The sequence below is a fragment of the Streptomyces tagetis genome (assembly GCF_018069565.1).
GTDB classification, from domain to species: domain Bacteria; phylum Actinomycetota; class Actinomycetes; order Streptomycetales; family Streptomycetaceae; genus Streptomyces; species Streptomyces tagetis.
The window spans coordinates 28,610-44,077 of record NZ_JAGPNL010000005.1 but is presented as its reverse complement, the minus strand read 5'-3'; the positions used below and the strand labels follow the sequence as shown (position 1 = coordinate 44,077).

The window sequence follows — 15,468 nt, the reverse complement described above, 5'->3', positions numbered from 1 at the left end:
GGGCGAGCCGGGGCCGCCGGGCAGACCTGGCACGTCCGGCCACCGGGAACCGGCCCTCACCGGCCGCGTCCGGCAGGCCGGCGCTGATGCGAGCCGCACGGCCGGGCCTCCCGCACCACCGGAGGCCCGGCCGCGACGGCACCCGCCGCCCTGCTCCGCCCCTGGCCGCCCGGCTCCGGCCGCCCGACCTCGCCCGTCCGCACCACCGGGACCCAGCCGTGAGGGGAACCCGCCGCACCGGCCCCGAGCCCGATCGTCCGGCTCCGGCCGTCCGATCTCGGCCGTCCGCATCTCCGGTGCCTGGCCACGATGGCGCCCGCGTACCGGCCCCGGCGCCGGCCGTCCGACCCCGGCCGTCCACATCACCGGAGGTCCGCCCGTGACGGCGTCCGCCGCCCTGCCCCGGCGTCCGCCTTCAGCCGCCCCGCGCCAGCCGCCCCGCGTCAGCCGCCCGCCCCCGGCACCCCCCGCCCCTCCCGTCAGGGGTTCTCCGGCACAGGTACGCCCATCACCTCGCGGGCTCGGCGGTCCGGGACCATGCCGAGGGTCCAGGCCTGCCAGCCCGACTCCAGGCGTACGCCGCGCTCCAGCAGCAGCCGGTACGCCCCCACGTAGTCGTCCAGTTTCCCGTCCCGCGCCGGATGCCCGGCCCGCGCCAACTGGGCCAGCTCCTCCAGTGCCACCGCCGAGCCCACCTCCACCCCGCCGGGCGCGGCGTACGGCAGCAGCGTGCAGCGCAGGAAGCGGGCCCAGTCCTCGCCCCGCCGGTCGCCGTAGGACGCGAAGAGCGCCGTCGCCTCGTCGCACAGGGCCAGGGCCTGCGGCGTACGGGCGTTGCCCGCGTCGACCACCGCCAGCTCCAGGCAGGTCCACGCCTCGCCGTGGCCCACGCCGATCCGCCGGAAGTCGGCGCGCGCGTCCACCAGGAGCTGCCGGGCGAAGCCGGAGTTGCGCAGCGAGCCGGTCTGGGCGGCCCGCTGGTCACGGGTCACCCGCGCGGAGTGGTGCCGGGCGCAGGCCAGCCCGTACACGTCCCGCATCCGGGAGAACATGGTGCGCGAGCGTTCCAGTTCGCGCACCGAGCGGTCCAGGTCGCCCGTCTCCTCCAGGGCCTGGCCGAGGTAGTACAGGCTCCACGCCTCGCCGCGCGCGTCCTCGTTCTCCCGGTGCCGGGCCGCCGCCCCGCGCAGCGCCTCCACCGCCGGGCCCGCGTCGCCGTCCAGCAGCCGCGCCCGCGCGAGCTGGGTCAGTGCCCACGCCTCGCCGCGGGCGTCCTGGGTACGGCCGTAGAGGCCGAGGGCGGCGTTCAGCTCGGCCTCCGCGCGCGGGACGTCGCCCATCCGCAGCCGGAGCTGGCCGAGCTGGAAGTGGGCCCACGCCTGGCCGTGCACCGACTCGCCGGCGCGGTGCAGCACCAGGGACTCGGTGAGCAGGTCGAGGGCCTCGGCGAGGCGGGCCCGGTCGCGTTCCACGGCGGCCAGGGCGTGCAGGGTCCAGGCCCGGTCGGTGGCCAGTTCCGGGGCGGCCTGGAGGTCGAGGGCCTCGCGCAGCCGTGCCGCCGCCTCGGTCAGGTTGCCCTGGTGGTGCAGGGTGATGCCGAGCGAGCACAGGGCGCGGGCCGCGCCGGCGTCCTGGTGGGCCTCCCGGTACAGGTCGACGACCGAGGTGAGCGTCGTACGGGCCGTGTCCAGCTCGCCCAACTGCCGGGCCGCGATGCCGGTGCGCCACTGCACCGAGCGCACGAGGAGCCCTTCGTCGACCGCCTGGGCGAGTTCGTTGATCTCGCCGAGCCGGTAGAGGTCGCCGCGCAGCAGGCAGTAGTCGCACAGGGCGCCCAGCAGGGCGAGCACGGTGGCCCGGTCGACGCCCTCGGCGTGCCGGAGGGCGTCGGTGATGAAGCTCGACTCGTCGTCCAGCCAGCGCAGCGCCTCGTCCAGGGAGGTGAAACCGTGGGGTCCGAAGCGGTCCGAGCGGGTCGACATGTTGCCGTCCACCAGGCGCAGTACGGAGTCGGCCAGCTCGGCGTAGTTGGCGATCAGCCGCTCCTGGGCCGCCGCGCGCTCGGCCGGCTCCTCCTCGTCGGCGAGCCGGTCGCGGGCGAAGGCGCGCACCACGTCGTGGAGGCGGTGGCGGCTGCCGCGCACGTGGTCGATGAGCCCGGCCCGGGACAGCGCGGTCAGGTGCCGGACGGCCTCCGTCTCGTCCGTGGCCAGCAGCGCGGCGGCGGCAGCGGTGCCCAGGGAGGCGCGTCCGGCCAGCGCCAGGCGTCGCAGCAGCCGCCGGGCCGGTTCGGGCTGGTCGGTGTAGCGCAGCCACAGGGCGCGCTCGGCCGGCTCCACCGGTCCGTAGGCGCCGAGGTCGGTGGCGAGGGCGCGCGGTGAGCGCGGGCCCAGGGACGAACCGGCGATGCGCAGGGCGAGCGGCAGGCCCCCGCAGAGCCGGCGGATGAGGTCGGCGGCCTCGGCGTCGTAGGGGGCCGAGGTGTCCTCGGCGGCGGAGGCGAGCAGTTCCTCGGCGCCGGCCGCGTCCAGGGGCTCCACCGGGAGGTGGTGCACGTGGGCCGGCAGGTCGGCGGGGAGTTCCAGCGGGGAGCGGGCGGTGACCAGGACCAGGCTGTCGGACCGCTCGGGCAGCAGCGCCCGTATCTGACCGGCATCCGAGGCGTCGTCCAGGACGATGGTGACCGGCACCCCGGTCAGATGCTGCTGGTACAGCTCGCTCAACCGTCTGACCTGCTGGTCCGCCGAGGAACGGTCCCGGAACAGCAGTTGCTCGCGGGGAGCGCCGAGCCGGTTGAGCAGGTGCAGCAGCGCGTCGCGGGTGCTCAGCGGCGGCACGTCCGGGCTGCCGCCGCGCAGGTCGACCACGCAGGCCCCGCGGAAGTAGTCCCGCAGTTCGTGGGCGGCGCGCACGGCGAGCGTGGTCCGGCCGCTGCCCGGCGGCCCGTGCAGGACGACGACGGTCGGCCGGGTCTCGGTGCCGGCGCGCGCGGACTGCACCCACTGGCGCAGCCGGTCCCGCTCCGGGCGGCGCCCGGCGAAGGCGTCCGACGGCTCGGGGAGCTGCCCGAAGGACTGCTCCAGCACACTGCGCCCCCGGGCGGCGGCGCTCTTGTCGGCCCCGCGCAGCCTCGGCCCCGTACGGGAGGCTCCCGCCGCGGCGGTGAGGACGCGCTGCTGGTCGAGGAAGGGCCGGATGCCCCGCACCTCCAGCGCGGTGAGCCACTGGAGCCGCAACTGCTCGGCCCCGCCCGGCTGTCCGGCGGCGCCGGCGCGGTGGTGGGCGGCGGGCAGGTGCACGCCGGCCACCTTCACCACGGTCGTCGCGGCGCCGGCCGCCCCGACGGCCACGCCCGCGCCGACCGCCGTACCGGAGCCGGTGCCCAGGGCCAGGTCGGCGGCGACCGCGGCGACCGCCGCCACGGCCGCCACCAGCAACGGAGTGCCGGCGCCGTCCCGGGCGTAGCGCTGGCGGAAGGTGAGCCGGCCGGCGGCGGACTCGTCCAGGGCGCGGGTGTACGTCTCGTACTCCTCGGCCGCAGCGGCGGCCATGGAGTCCAGCGCCCCGCGCGCCCGGGACAGCAGCACCCTGCCGTCCACGCGCCCGCCCGAGCGCCGTACCTCTTCCTCCACGGCCCGCACCAGCAGCCGTTCCGCCTCCGCCCGATGACTGTCCCGCATCTGTCGCGTCCCCCTTCGGCGACATCCGCGCCCCCGGGATCGTCCGAGGACACGCCCGGGTCCCTCCCGGCCCGTCACCGGGTCCCTGCCCACTCCTCCCGCCGTCAAGTCACCTGCGGAGCCCAGGGCTTGGAAAGCCCCGGGCGCGTCTCGCACGCCCGAGACCGCGGGCTCCGTCGCCCTTGGCCTCGCCCCCTTGGCGTCAGCCGGTCCGGCGGCCGTGACCTCGCCGTTCAGTCCAGGTCGGACATGTCGAGTACGAAGCGGTAGCGGACGTCGTTGCGCCGGAGTCGGTCGAGGGCCTCGTTCACTCGTGCCGAGGGGAGCAGTTCGATGTCGGCGGTGATGCCGTGCCTGGCGCAGAAGTCCAGCATGGCGGCGGTCGCCGGCCTGCCGCCGCTGCCTGCGGAGCTGAGTTTCTTGCGTCCCACGAGCAGGTCGGTGGCCTGCACGGTGACAGGGCCGAGGTGCCCGAGGACGCTGAGCGTTCCGTCCAGGGCGACCAGGCGCAGGTACGGGCCGAGGTCGTGCGGGGAGGAAATGGTGTCGATGACGACGTCGAAGCGGTCGCGGGCGCCGGCCATCCGCTCCGGGTCCGTGGAGACGATGAGGCTCCGAGCGCCGAGACGACGAGCGTCGTCGGCCTTGTCCGGTGAGCGGCTGATCACCGAGGTGTCGGCACCGAGCGCTACGGCGATCTTGACCGCGAGGTGGCCCAGGCCGCCCAGTCCCGCTACGGCGACGCGGCTTCCCGGCCCCACGCCGAGCGCTCGCAGTGGTTCCCAGACCGTGATCCCCGCACAGAGCAGAGGGGCGGCGCCGGCCGGGTCCAGATCGGCGGGAAGGGGGTAGGCGAAGCGGTCACGGACGACGTACTCGCGGGAGTAGCCCCCCAGGGTGGTCGATCCGTCGTGCCGGTCGGTGCCGTTGTAGGTCAGGGTCGGGAAGGCGTGGCAGAAGTTCTCCTGGCCGGCCCGGCACATGGCGCACTCGCCGCACGAATCGACGATGTTGCCCACCGCGACCGGGTCGCCGGCCGCGAAGCCGGTGACCGCGGACCCGGTCTCGGTCACCACGCCGGTGAACTCGTGCCCGGGGACGAGGGGCTGCCCTCCTTCCTCGCCGGTGACGCTGAGGGCGTGCAGGTCGGAGTGGCACACACCGCAGTACTCCACCCGGACCGCGAGGTCGTCGGGCCGCAGGTCGCGCCGCTTCAACGGCGTCCGCCGAAGCGTCGTCGACGGACCTTCCGCCTGCCAGCCAACCGTGTTCCTCATGGCGATTCTCCCTTCGGGCCCAACCCCTGCCGGCCTGGTGCGCGAGGGGGACCCATTCGACGTCATGGCCATGGTGATCGCCATGTCGGTGGCCTGGTCGCCGCCGGTCAGTGACGTCCACGCGGCGACCGCGCAGGGATCCTCCGAGGCCCACGAGGGGCGTCGTGCACCGCTCCGCGAGAGCGTCCGTCGCGCCATGACCGACGGTCGACCGGCGGAGCGCCTGATCGAGCGGCTCGGCTCGGCGTCGAAGGTCCGGCGCCGCCGTGTCCAGCTCGGCCGCGTCACCCTCTCAGGGCCTGCATACCCGTTCGATCAAGTCCTGCCAGGCCGAGCCAAGGCTTTGTTCGATTTGAGGGCCTGCGCTGGTCAGCGCGTCGGCGGAAAGGTACAGCAGAAGGGGGCCGTCGAGCGCCGCGGTGAGCTGGATCGCGAGCAGGTCGAGGTCCGCGCCGTCCAGGCTCAACTGGCGCAGGAGCATCCGGATGTGCATCTGGGACGCCGGTGTCCGGGAGCTGCTCGGGAGGGGCTGCCGGCCGTCGAGCGCGAATCTGGCGATCTCCGTGTTCTCCAGCAGCAGGCGCACCCGGGCCCGGCCGTATGCGACCAGCCGGTCGACCGGCGGCGCACCGGGGCCGAGTGGCGGCGGCCCGGACATGACCCGCTCCTGCAAGCCCCGCTCGATCTCGTCGAGCAGTGCCTGGAAGATCCCGGCCCGGGTGCCGAAGCGCCGGAAGACGGTGCCCTTGCCCAGGCCCGACCGCTCGGCCAACGCGTCCATCGTCAACTGATCGGGCCCGGACTCGGCCAGCATCTGGCGAGCGGTGGCCAGCAGATGTGCACGGTTACGGGCCGCGTCCGCCCGTTCCGGTCGCGGCGGCCCCCAGCTCACCGGTAGCACATCCATGGCGGTGATCCTAACAGTCATCCCGCCATGCGGGGTATAGTCCGCTTACGTTCTTCGGGTGATCGACGCGGGTGCGGGCGCGGGCCCGTGCGCCGTCGCCCCGACCGCCCCGCTTCGGCCCGACCGCCCGCTTCGACCCGGGAGGCCGAGAGCGCCCAGTGCTGTCGAGCGGAAATGCCTCGACCGTCAGCACCTCGGCCGCTACGCCGCCGGCGACCCGGACGCGGCCCGTCGGGCCAGGTCGGCCGGCGGGCCCCCGCGATCACTTGAGGCGCCGCCAAACATCCTGGTCGGGGCCGGTGAGTCCGCTGCGCACGCGTGATGTGGCGGGCGTGTTCACCGCATCTGGGCGCCGGCCTCGGGCATTGCGTCCACTCATCAAGCGGGGTAAAGTCCGTTTACGTCGACTGAATGTTCGCACGCTTGTCGACCGACGGGCGGAACCGTGTGTCGCGGCTCTGCCGAGCCCCGCTCAGCAAGGGAGAAACCCCATGACCACGATCGACGGCCAGGCGCGTTTCACGACGCTGCCGGACGAGCAGACCCTCACCGCCACGGTGACCGCGCTGGAGGAGCACGGCTTCGGCGTGGAGACCGTCGACGACTTCGAGTCCGCCCGGCTGAGCGTGCTGAAGCGGATACCGCACGGCTCGCCGGTGATGACCAACACCTCGGCCACGCTGCGGGAGTCCGGTATCGAAGCGGCGATCAACGACCCGGACGGCCCGTACGTGTCGGCGCGCAACAAGATGATGACGCTGGACTTCCAGACCCAGCAGCAGGAGATGAAGGCCATTGCCGGGCAGGCCGAATACGCCCTCGGCAGTGTTCACGCCATCACCGCCGACGGCACCCTGGTCATCGCCTCGGCCACCGGCAGCCAGCTCGCCGCCTACGTCTGGGACGCCCCGAACGTCATCCTGGTGGCCGGAACGCAGAAGCTCGTCCCCACCTTGCAGGCGGCCCATGAGCGCGTCGTCGAGCACAGCCTCAAACTCGAAGACGTCCGGGCACAGGCCGCGTACGGGCAGCACAGCTACATCGGCAAGCTCCTGGAGATCCGGCAGGAGCGGCCCGGCCGCATCCACCTGGTGCTGATCCGCCAGAACGTCGGGTTCTGAGAACCCGCCCGAAGCACCCACCCGGGCGACGTCGCCCACCCCTATCAAGGAGTCTCCATGACCACCGCCGTAGAAACCGGCCTGTGGCAGCTCGACGCCACCCGCTCCACCGTCGCCATCAGCCACGTGACGATGTGGGGCATGGTCACCGTGAAGGGAGCGTTCGGCACTGTCACCGGCGAGGGCGAGGTCCGGCCTGACGGCACCGTCCACGGGGCCGTGACCCTGGACGCCGCCTCCCTGGACACCCAGCACAAGAAGCGCGACGAGCACCTGCGCAGCGCGGACTTCTTCGACGTCGAGCACCACCCCACCCTGGTCTTCGCCGTCCGTGACGCCGTGTTCCCCCGGAAGGACGTCGCAGAGGTCGAAGGTCAGTTGACCGTGCGCGGTGTCAGCCGCCCGCAGACCGTCACCGCGCAGGTCACCGGCGCGAGCGCGGACGCGATCACGCTCACCACCGAGTTCACCGTCGACCGGGACCAGTTCGGCATGAGCTGGAACCGGCTGGGCATGATGCGCGGCCTGACGGCGGTGACATCGACGCTCCGGTTCACGCGCACGTCTGCCTAGGACGGCGTGCTCCGCAGACCTCGCCGTCGTCCCGGTCACGAACCGGTGCTAGCCGGCGGTGGGGGTGCTCGGCGGCCCCGTGGTGACGTTGCGGGCGTTCGGCGGCTCGTACGGGTCGGTGTCCAGGCCCCAGGCGAGTACACGGGCGGGACGGATGCGGATCAGTGCGGCGTCGAAGCCCGGCTGCGGCGGCTCCGCGGCGAGGAGTTCGGCGGTGCCGCGGATCTCTACGCCGCGAGGGTTCCAGGGCGTGGTCGAGGCCAGGTCGTCAACGACGAGGGAGACGCGCGGGTCGGCCTGGATGTTGCGGTACTTCCGGCTGGCGACGAGGTTGTGGCCGCCGATGTCGATCGTGTCGTGCTCGCGGTTGTAGACGAAGGCGACCGGCCGGGCCTGTGGGGCTCCGTCGGGGGCGATGGTCGCCAGGCGGCCGAGGAGCTGGCTGTCGAGGTACGTCTGCTCGTTGGCAGTGAAGACGCTCATGGATTCCCTTGATCAGGCAAGTGTCGGTAGGGGGCAACGCGTGGCCCCGTCCTTGAGCCAACAGGTGCGCATCTCCCGCTGAGCACAAACGGACTATACCCCGCCTAGCTCGGGATGGCTGGGCGGATCGCCGCCGTGAACGGGTCGCCGGTGAGCTGGGGAGCGCTGTGGGAGGAGAGGGCGGACGCCGCGCGCGACCGGCTTCCGGGAAGCCGCATCGGCGCGGACGGGCACCCACCTTGGCCGATCGTGCGAGGGTGGTCGTATGAACCGCCTTGCCGACTCGCAGTCCCCGTACCTGCTGCAGCACGCCGACAACCCGGTCGACTGGTGGCCGTGGGGGCCCGAGGCGTTCGAGGAAGCGAAGCGGCGCGACGCGCCCGTTCTGCTGTCGGTCGGATACTCGGCGTGTCACTGGTGTCATGTGATGGCGCGTGAGTCGTTCGAGGACGAGGGCACCGCGCGGGTGTTGAACGCGCACTTCGTGGCCGTCAAGGTGGACCGCGAGGAGCGTCCCGATGTGGACGCCGTGTACATGGAGGCGGTGCAGGCCGCGACCGGGCAGGGCGGCTGGCCGATGACCGTCTTCCTCACCCCGGACGCCGAGCCCTTCTACTTCGGGACGTACTTCCCGCCCGAGCCCCGGCACGGCATGCCCTCCTTCCGGCAGGTGCTGGAGGGGGTCCGGCAGGCGTGGGCCGAGCGGCGCGACGAGGTCACCGACGTCGCCGGCAAGATCGTGCGCGACCTGGCCGGACGGGAGATCGACTACGGCGGCACCGGGGCGCCCGGACCGGCCGAGCTGGGGCAGGCGCTGCTCGGGCTGACCCGGGAGTACGACGCGGTGCGCGGCGGGTTCGGCGGGGCGCCGAAGTTCCCGCCGTCCATGGTGGTGGAGTTCCTGCTCCGCCACCACGCCCGCACCGGTGCCGAGGGCGCCCTCCAGATGGCGCGGGACACCTGTGAGCGGATGGCGCGCGGCGGGCTGTACGACCAGCTCGGCGGCGGTTTCGCCCGGTACTCCGTGGACCGCGACTGGGTCGTGCCCCACTTCGAGAAGATGCTGTACGACAACGCGCTGCTGTGCCGGGTCTACGCGCACCTGTGGCGTTCCACCGGCTCCGAGCACGCGCGCCGGGTCGCGCTGGAGACCGCCGACTTCATGGTCCGCGAACTGCGCACCGCCGAGGGCGGTTTCGCCTCCGCCCTGGACGCCGACAGCGACGACGGCACCGGCCGGCACACCGAGGGCGCCTACTACGTCTGGACGCCGGCCCAGTTGCGCGCGGTGCTCGGCGACGAGGACGCCGAACTGGCCGCCGCCCACTTCGGAGTGACCGAGGAGGGCACCTTCGAGCACGGCGCCTCCGTCCTGCAGCTCCCGCAGCGGGAGGGCGTGTTCGACGCCGGGCGGATCGCCTCCGTACGGGAGCGGATGCTCGCCGCGCGTGCCGAGCGCCCCGCCCCCGGCCGGGACGACAAGGTCGTCGCCGCCTGGAACGGCCTCGCCGTCGCCGCCCTCGCCGAGACCGGCGCCTACTTCGAGCGCCCCGACCTCGTCGACGCCGCCGTGGCCGCCGCCGACCTGCTGGTCCGGGTCCACCTCGACGAGCACGGCCGCCTCATCCGCACCAGCAGGGATGGCCACGCGGGCGCCAACGCCGGGGTCCTGGAGGACTACGGCGACGTCGCGGAGGGCTTCCTCGCCCTCGCCTCCGTCACCGGGGAGGGCGTCTGGCTGGAGTTCGCCGGGCTCCTCCTCGACCACGTCCTCACCCGCTTCGCGGACGGGTCGGGGGCCCTCTACGACACCGCCGCCGACGCCGAGCGGCTGATCCGCCGCCCCCAGGACCCGACCGACAACGCCACCCCCTCCGGCTGGACCGCCGCCGCGGGCGCCCTGCTCTCCTACGCCGCCCACACCGGCTCCGAGCCGCACCGCACCGCCGCCGAACAGGCCCTCGGCGTGGTGACCTCGATCGGCCCGCGCGTCCCGCGCTTCATCGGCTGGGGCCTCGCCGTCGCCGAGGCGCTGCTCGACGGTCCGCGCGAGGTGGCCGTCGTGGGCCCCGGCCCGGCGGACGCCGCCGCCCGCGGGCTGCACCGCACCGCGCTGCTGGGCACCGCGCCGGGGGCGGTCGTCGCCGCCGGGGTCGAGGGCGGCGGGGAGTTCCCGCTGCTCGCCGGGCGTCCGCTGGTCGGCGGTCAGGCGGCGGCGTACGTCTGCCGGGGCTTCACCTGCGACGCGCCGACGACCGACCCGGAGCGGCTACGGGACACGCTGACCGCGCCGGAGGCGTGAGGCGGACCCCCACCCCAGAAGACCCCCACGCCGAAGCCCCCCACCGGAAGCCCCAACCGGAAGCCCCCACGCGCGACAGACCCGCCCCTCACCCCCGCCCCGTCTGCTCCAGTGCCCGGGACACGATGGCCTCCAACTGGTCGTGGTGCGCGCCCTTCCAGTAGGCGCGTCCGCAGTCGGCGCACCGGGCGAACACGTCGTAGTTGCGTTCGGTGCCGCCTTCGAGCTGGTCGGCGACCTCCGCCTTGGTGGCCTCGCGCAGCGTCCCGTTGCAGGCGGTGCACCGGGTCCAGGGGCGCAGCGCGGGCCGGAAGCGCTCCAGGACCTCCCCGAGCTGGTCGTCGGGGCGGTGGCCGTAGACGTACGCGCCGGCCCACAGCTCGCGGCGGCGCAGCAGGCCCCGGTCGCGGCTGAGCAGGACCCGTCGCTCGGCGGCGGACCGCGCGGCGAGCGCCGGATCGCCGGGGTCGGCCGATTCGTAGGCCGTGTCGACGCCGAGCAGGCGCATCCGGCGGGCGAGGGTGCCCAGGTGCACGTCGAGCAGGAAGCGCAGCGGGGCGCCCGGCACGCGCTGGGGGTGCTCGACGGGCCGGACGCCGACCGACTCGCCGCCGGCCGGGACGTGTCCGGGCGGCACCGGGCGGCCGTCCACGAGGAGGGTGCCGACCTCGGTCAGCGGGACGCCCAGCGACTCGACGAGGTGGCCGAGGGTGGAGACGCCGTCGGTGGCGGTGCGGACGGTGCCGGTGGCGCGGGCGCGGGGGACGAAGACGCGCAGCGCGGGGGCGAACTCGACGTCGATCTCCGGACCGTTCATGCGGTCAGGATGCCACGGGGCGCGCGGCGCGTCCTCAGGCTTTTCCGGCGGGCGGCAGACCGTGCTCGACGATGTCCAGGGCCCGGTCGACCAGGGCGGCCGGGTCGTCGCGGTGGCCGTGCTCGGCCCAGTAGCGGGAGACCTCCAGCAGGCCGCCGAGCAGGGACGCGGTGAGGAAGCGCACCTCCAGGCCGTCCGGCGGGAGCCCGGTGCGTTCGGCGACGGCGCCGGCGAGCAGGCGGCCGGTGACGGACATGCTCTCCACCATGCGGGACCGTACGGCGGGCACCTCGGACATGAGGCGGGTGCGCAGCCGGGTCACCTCGGGTTCCTCGCGCAGTCCGGCGCCGATCGCCTCGCGCAGGACGGCGCGCAGGGAGTCGAGCCAGGGTTCGTCGGCGGGCCGGGCCCGGAACAGCTCCAGCAGGGCCGCGTCGTACTCGTCCGTGAGGACGATGTCCTCCTTGGTGGGGAAGTAGCGGAAGACGGTGGAGGGCGAGACCTCGGCGCGGTCGGCTATCTGCTCGACGGTGGTGGCGGTGTAGCCCTGTTCCCCGACCAGTCCGTAGGTGGCGGCGCGGATCGCCTCGCGGGTCCGGGTCTTCTTGCGTTCCCGCAGGCCGGGCCCGGGGCGCGCGGCGGGGGAGTGGGGGGAGCGGGCGGCCGTCATACGGATCATTGTCGGGCATCCGCGGGGGCGTGGCCACGGCCGCGACGGGCCCCGCCGCCGCCCCGGTGCCCGCCCAGGTGCCCTGCCCGGGGCCCATGGGAAAGGGCCACGGCGGTCGGCCGTGGCCCGGGTCGGGCGGGGTGCGGGGCGGGGTCAGCCGTGCTGGTAGGCGACCAGGGAGATGCCCACGTAGTGGGTGATGAAGGCGGCGAGGGTGAGGGAGTGGAAGACCTCGTGGAAGCCGAACCAGCGCGGTGACGGGTTGGGCCGCTTGATGCCGTAGATGACACCGCCCGCGCTGTAGAGGAGACCGCCCACGACGACCAGGACGAGGACGGCGATGCCGCCGGCCCGCAGGAACTCGGGGAGGAAGAAGACCGCGGCCCAGCCCATGGCGATGTAGCAGGGCGTGTAGAGCCAGCGCGGGGCGCCGACCCAGAAGACGCGGAAGACGATGCCCGCCGCCGCGGCGGCCCAGATGCCCCACAGCAGCCACTGCCCTTTGGCGCCCGGCAGCAGCAGGATCGTCAGCGGCGTGTAGGTGCCCGCGATGATCAGGAAGATGTTGGCGTGGTCGAGCCGGCGCAGCACGCCGTCCATGCGCGGGCCCCAGTCGCCCCGGTGGTAGAGCGCGCTGACGCCGAACAGCAGACAGGCCGTCAGGACGTAGACACCGCAGGCGATCCGTCCGCGGGTCGAGTCCGCGAGGGCGGTGAGCACCAGGCCGGCGACGAGGACGGCCGGGAACATGCCGAGGTGCAGCCAGCCGCGCAGCTTGGGTTTGGCCTGGTGGGGCGGGGAAAGCGCGACAGGGCCGTGGCCGGCGTCCGGCGTGTCCCCTTGCGCTTCGAAGGCGGGCGCAGTCATGAGCGCATCGTACCTACGGAACCGTAAGTTACATGTCAGTACGGAGGTATGACGAACGCGGAGTGGCCATCGTCTCACGGCCGTTCGGCCTTCCGGGTCGCCGGTCCTCCCTCCTTACGGCGGCTCCGCGCGCGACACGCCGTCCGGGTAAAAGGAGTTTCAGGAGGAATTCACGCGTACGCAAAGAATTCCGGCCGTCGTCCGAGGTACGTGGCGATCCTCACCCCGCTCAGGTGTGAAGCCCTCTGGACATATGGGCGCGCGACGCGGATGATCAAATGAGTGCGGTCGGCACCGGATGAGCGACGCAGCCCCTCATACGCCGCATCCGGGTCGCAGCCCCCACGGGGCCTCCAACAAAAAACCCCTCGCTTAGGAGCAATCGTGGCGCGCGACATCGCGGCTCCCCCCGCCCTCCCCACCCGGCACCAGGCCCTGATCTCGTGGGTCGACGAGATCGCCGAACTGACCCAGCCCGACCGTGTGGTCTGGTGCGACGGCTCGGAGGCCGAGTACGAGCGCCTGTGCGAGGAGCTGGTGGAGAAGGGCACCTTCCGCAAACTGGACCCCGTCAAGCGCCCGAACTCGTACTACGCGGCCTCCGACCCGACCGACGTCGCCCGCGTCGAGGACCGGACCTTCATCTGCTCCGCCAAGGAGGAGGACGCCGGCCCGACCAACCACTGGAAGGACCCCGCCGAGATGCGGGAGGTCTTCCAGGGCACCGAGGGCCAGGGCGGTCTCTTCCGCGGCGCGATGCGCGGCCGGACCATGTACGTCGTCCCGTTCTGCATGGGCCCGCTCGGCTCGCCGCTCTCCGCGCTCGGCGTGGAGATCACCGACTCCGCGTACGTCGCCGTCTCCATGCGCACCATGACCCGCATGGGACAGCCCGTCCTCGACGAACTCGGCGACGACGGCTTCTTCGTCAAGGCCGTCCACACGCTCGGCGCCCCGCTGGAGCCCGGCCAGGCCGACGTGCCGTGGCCCTGCAACCAGACCAAGTACATCTCGCACTTCCCCGAGGACCGCGAGATCTGGTCCTACGGCTCCGGCTACGGCGGCAACGCCCTGCTCGGCAAGAAGTGCTACGCGCTGCGCATCGCCTCCGTCATGGCCCGCGACGAGGGCTGGCTCGCCGAGCACATGCTCATCCTCAAGCTGACCCCGCCCCGGGGCGAGGCCCGGTACGTCGCCGCCGCCTTCCCGTCGGCCTGCGGCAAGACCAACCTCGCCATGCTGGAGCCGACCATCTCCGGCTGGACCGTGGAGACCATCGGCGACGACATCGCCTGGATGCGCTTCGGCGAGGACGGCCGCCTCTACGCGATCAACCCCGAGGCCGGCTTCTTCGGCGTCGCGCCCGGCACCGGCGAGGACACCAACGCCAACGCCATGAAGACCCTGTGGGGCAACTCCGTCTTCACCAACGTCGCCCTCACCGACGACGGCGACGTGTGGTGGGAGGGGATGACCGAGGAGGTCCCGGCCCACCTCACCGACTGGAAGGGCAACTCCTGGACCCCCGAGTCCGGCACGCCCGCCGCCCACCCCAACGCCCGCTTCACCACCCCCGCCGCGCAGTGCCCGATCATCGCGCCGGAGTGGGAGGACCCCAAGGGCGTGCCGATCTCCGCGATCCTCTTCGGCGGGCGCCGCGCCACCGCCGTCCCGCTGGTGACCGAGTCCTTCGACTGGAACCACGGCGTCTTCCTCGGCGCCAACGTGGCCTCCGAGAAGACCGCCGCCGCCGAGGGCAAGGTCGGCGAGCTGCGCCGTGACCCCTTCGCCATGCTGCCGTTCTGCGGCTACAACATGGGCGACTACATGGGCCACTGGATCGACGTGGCCAAGGGCAAGGACCAGTCCAAGCTGCCCAAGATCTACTACGTCAACTGGTTCCGCAAGGACGACACCGGCCGGTTCGTCTGGCCCGGCTTCGGCGAGAACGGCCGCGTCCTGAAGTGGATCGTGGAGCGCCTGGAGGGCCGGGCGGAGGGCGTCGAGACCCCGATCGGCGTCCTGCCGGCCAAGGGCTCCCTCGACACCGACGGCCTCGACCTGGCCGACGCCGACCTGGAGTTCCTGCTCAGCGTCGACAAGGAGGTCTGGCGCGAGGAGGCCGCCCTCGTCCCCGAGCACCTCAACACCTTCGGCGACCACACGCCCGCCGAGCTGTGGGACCAGTACCGCGAACTGGTCCGCCGCCTGGGCTGAGTCCCGCCCCTCCCGCTCCGCGGCCGGTCCGACTAGCCCTGACCCGCGAAGTCGTCACGAAGGCCGGCCGCGAGGGGGTCTCCCCTCCGCTCCAGTAGCTCGAACCACCCGGAGCACGGGGGAGCCACCCCGTTCGGGCCGGGTCCCCCGTCCAACGACGTGCGGGGGACCCGGCCCTTCCGCGTCCCCGGCGCCGGCCGCGTCCGTCCCGGCTCCGGGTCCGCCACGGGGGAATGCGTGCTTCCGCGGGCGGGTACCCGGAGGCCAGCCAAGGAGAAGAGGTGCGCCATGGCAGACGGCGGTGACTTCTACTCGCGTGACCGGCCGGAGAACCCGTCCCTGGAGGAGGACCGTCCCCGCGGCGGCGGCCCGGAGGACCCGCACCAGCGGGGCAACTGGCCCGTGTGGACGATCGTGATCGGCATCCTGGTGCTGTTCGTGATCTTCACGGTGATGTTCGGCTAGGTCCGGAAGGAAAGCGCCGGGCCCGGCCGCGGGTGTGTGGCACCCGGTCCGCGCGTCGCTGCGGGTGCGCGCGGACCGGGGCCGTTCGG

12 protein-coding genes and 1 pseudogene are annotated in these 15,468 nt (G+C 73.4%); 6 read left to right on the top strand and 7 right to left on the bottom strand.

Annotated features, from left to right (window positions below; genetic code table 11):
• Positions 1-479 precede the first annotated feature (479 nt).
• Both J5Y05_RS18495 and J5Y05_RS18490 read right to left on the bottom strand, forming a co-directional pair.
• The gene (locus J5Y05_RS18495; RefSeq protein WP_210873908.1) at positions 480-3,680 is read right to left on the bottom strand and encodes a tetratricopeptide repeat protein; all 3,201 of its coding nucleotides are present in this window, start codon (positions 3,678-3,680) and stop codon (positions 480-482) included.
• A 233-nt stretch (positions 3,681-3,913) separates the two neighbouring features.
• Positions 3,914-4,957 carry an NAD(P)-dependent alcohol dehydrogenase gene (locus J5Y05_RS18490; protein ID WP_210873906.1) on the bottom strand — a complete coding sequence of 348 codons (1,044 nt, stop codon included), beginning with the start codon at positions 4,955-4,957 and terminating at the stop codon, positions 3,914-3,916.
• Between the two features lie 28 nt (positions 4,958-4,985).
• Between J5Y05_RS18490 and J5Y05_RS31920 the strand changes: the two are divergent.
• A pseudogene (locus tag J5Y05_RS31920) lies at positions 4,986-5,165 on the top strand (TetR/AcrR family transcriptional regulator); the annotation flags it as partial.
• A gap of 84 nt (positions 5,166-5,249) precedes the next feature.
• Here J5Y05_RS31920 and J5Y05_RS18485 read toward each other — a convergent pair.
• Positions 5,250-5,864 (bottom strand): TetR/AcrR family transcriptional regulator, encoded by a 615-nt coding sequence (locus J5Y05_RS18485; protein WP_210873904.1) that lies wholly within the window; start codon positions 5,862-5,864, stop codon positions 5,250-5,252.
• A 491-nt stretch (positions 5,865-6,355) separates the two neighbouring features.
• On the opposite strand from J5Y05_RS18485, the gene J5Y05_RS18480 reads away from it, so the two are divergent.
• Positions 6,356-6,985: an LUD domain-containing protein gene (locus J5Y05_RS18480; protein ID WP_210873902.1), complete on the top strand. Its 630-nt coding sequence runs from the start codon at positions 6,356-6,358 to the stop codon at positions 6,983-6,985.
• A 57-nt stretch (positions 6,986-7,042) separates the two neighbouring features.
• Positions 7,043-7,558, top strand: a complete 516-nt coding sequence (locus tag J5Y05_RS18475) for a YceI family protein (RefSeq protein WP_210873892.1) — start codon at positions 7,043-7,045, stop codon at positions 7,556-7,558.
• A gap of 48 nt (positions 7,559-7,606) precedes the next feature.
• On the opposite strand, the gene J5Y05_RS18470 is transcribed toward J5Y05_RS18475, so the two are convergent.
• Positions 7,607-8,041 carry a PPOX class F420-dependent oxidoreductase gene (locus J5Y05_RS18470; protein WP_210873890.1) on the bottom strand — a complete coding sequence of 145 codons (435 nt, stop codon included), beginning with the start codon at positions 8,039-8,041 and terminating at the stop codon, positions 7,607-7,609.
• 265 nt (positions 8,042-8,306) lie between these two features.
• Between J5Y05_RS18470 and J5Y05_RS18465 the strand changes: the two genes are divergently transcribed.
• On the top strand, positions 8,307-10,343 hold the full coding sequence (locus tag J5Y05_RS18465; RefSeq protein ID WP_210873884.1) for a thioredoxin domain-containing protein: 2,037 nt from the start codon (positions 8,307-8,309) through the stop codon (positions 10,341-10,343).
• A gap of 88 nt (positions 10,344-10,431) precedes the next feature.
• Here J5Y05_RS18465 and J5Y05_RS18460 read toward each other — a convergent pair whose 3' ends face one another.
• From J5Y05_RS18460 to trhA, 3 genes are all read right to left on the bottom strand, one after another.
• Positions 10,432-11,160: a Mut7-C RNAse domain-containing protein gene (locus J5Y05_RS18460; protein WP_210873876.1), complete on the bottom strand. Its 729-nt coding sequence runs from the start codon at positions 11,158-11,160 to the stop codon at positions 10,432-10,434.
• 34 nt (positions 11,161-11,194) lie between these two features.
• Positions 11,195-11,830, bottom strand: coding sequence for a TetR/AcrR family transcriptional regulator (locus J5Y05_RS18455; protein ID WP_372450502.1), 636 nt, complete (start codon positions 11,828-11,830; stop codon positions 11,195-11,197).
• A 153-nt stretch (positions 11,831-11,983) separates the two neighbouring features.
• Complete coding sequence (gene trhA / locus J5Y05_RS18450; RefSeq protein ID WP_210873871.1) at positions 11,984-12,697, bottom strand: PAQR family membrane homeostasis protein TrhA; 714 nt, start codon at positions 12,695-12,697, stop codon at positions 11,984-11,986.
• A gap of 384 nt (positions 12,698-13,081) precedes the next feature.
• Between trhA and J5Y05_RS18445 the strand changes: the two genes are divergently transcribed.
• Together J5Y05_RS18445 and J5Y05_RS18440 are read left to right on the top strand one after the other, a co-directional pair.
• On the top strand, positions 13,082-14,914 hold the full coding sequence (locus J5Y05_RS18445; RefSeq protein ID WP_210873870.1) for a phosphoenolpyruvate carboxykinase (GTP): 1,833 nt from the start codon (positions 13,082-13,084) through the stop codon (positions 14,912-14,914).
• A gap of 288 nt (positions 14,915-15,202) precedes the next feature.
• Positions 15,203-15,379 (top strand): hypothetical protein, encoded by a 177-nt coding sequence (locus J5Y05_RS18440; protein WP_210873868.1) that lies wholly within the window; start codon positions 15,203-15,205, stop codon positions 15,377-15,379.
• The last annotated feature ends 89 nt before the right edge of the window (positions 15,380-15,468 follow it).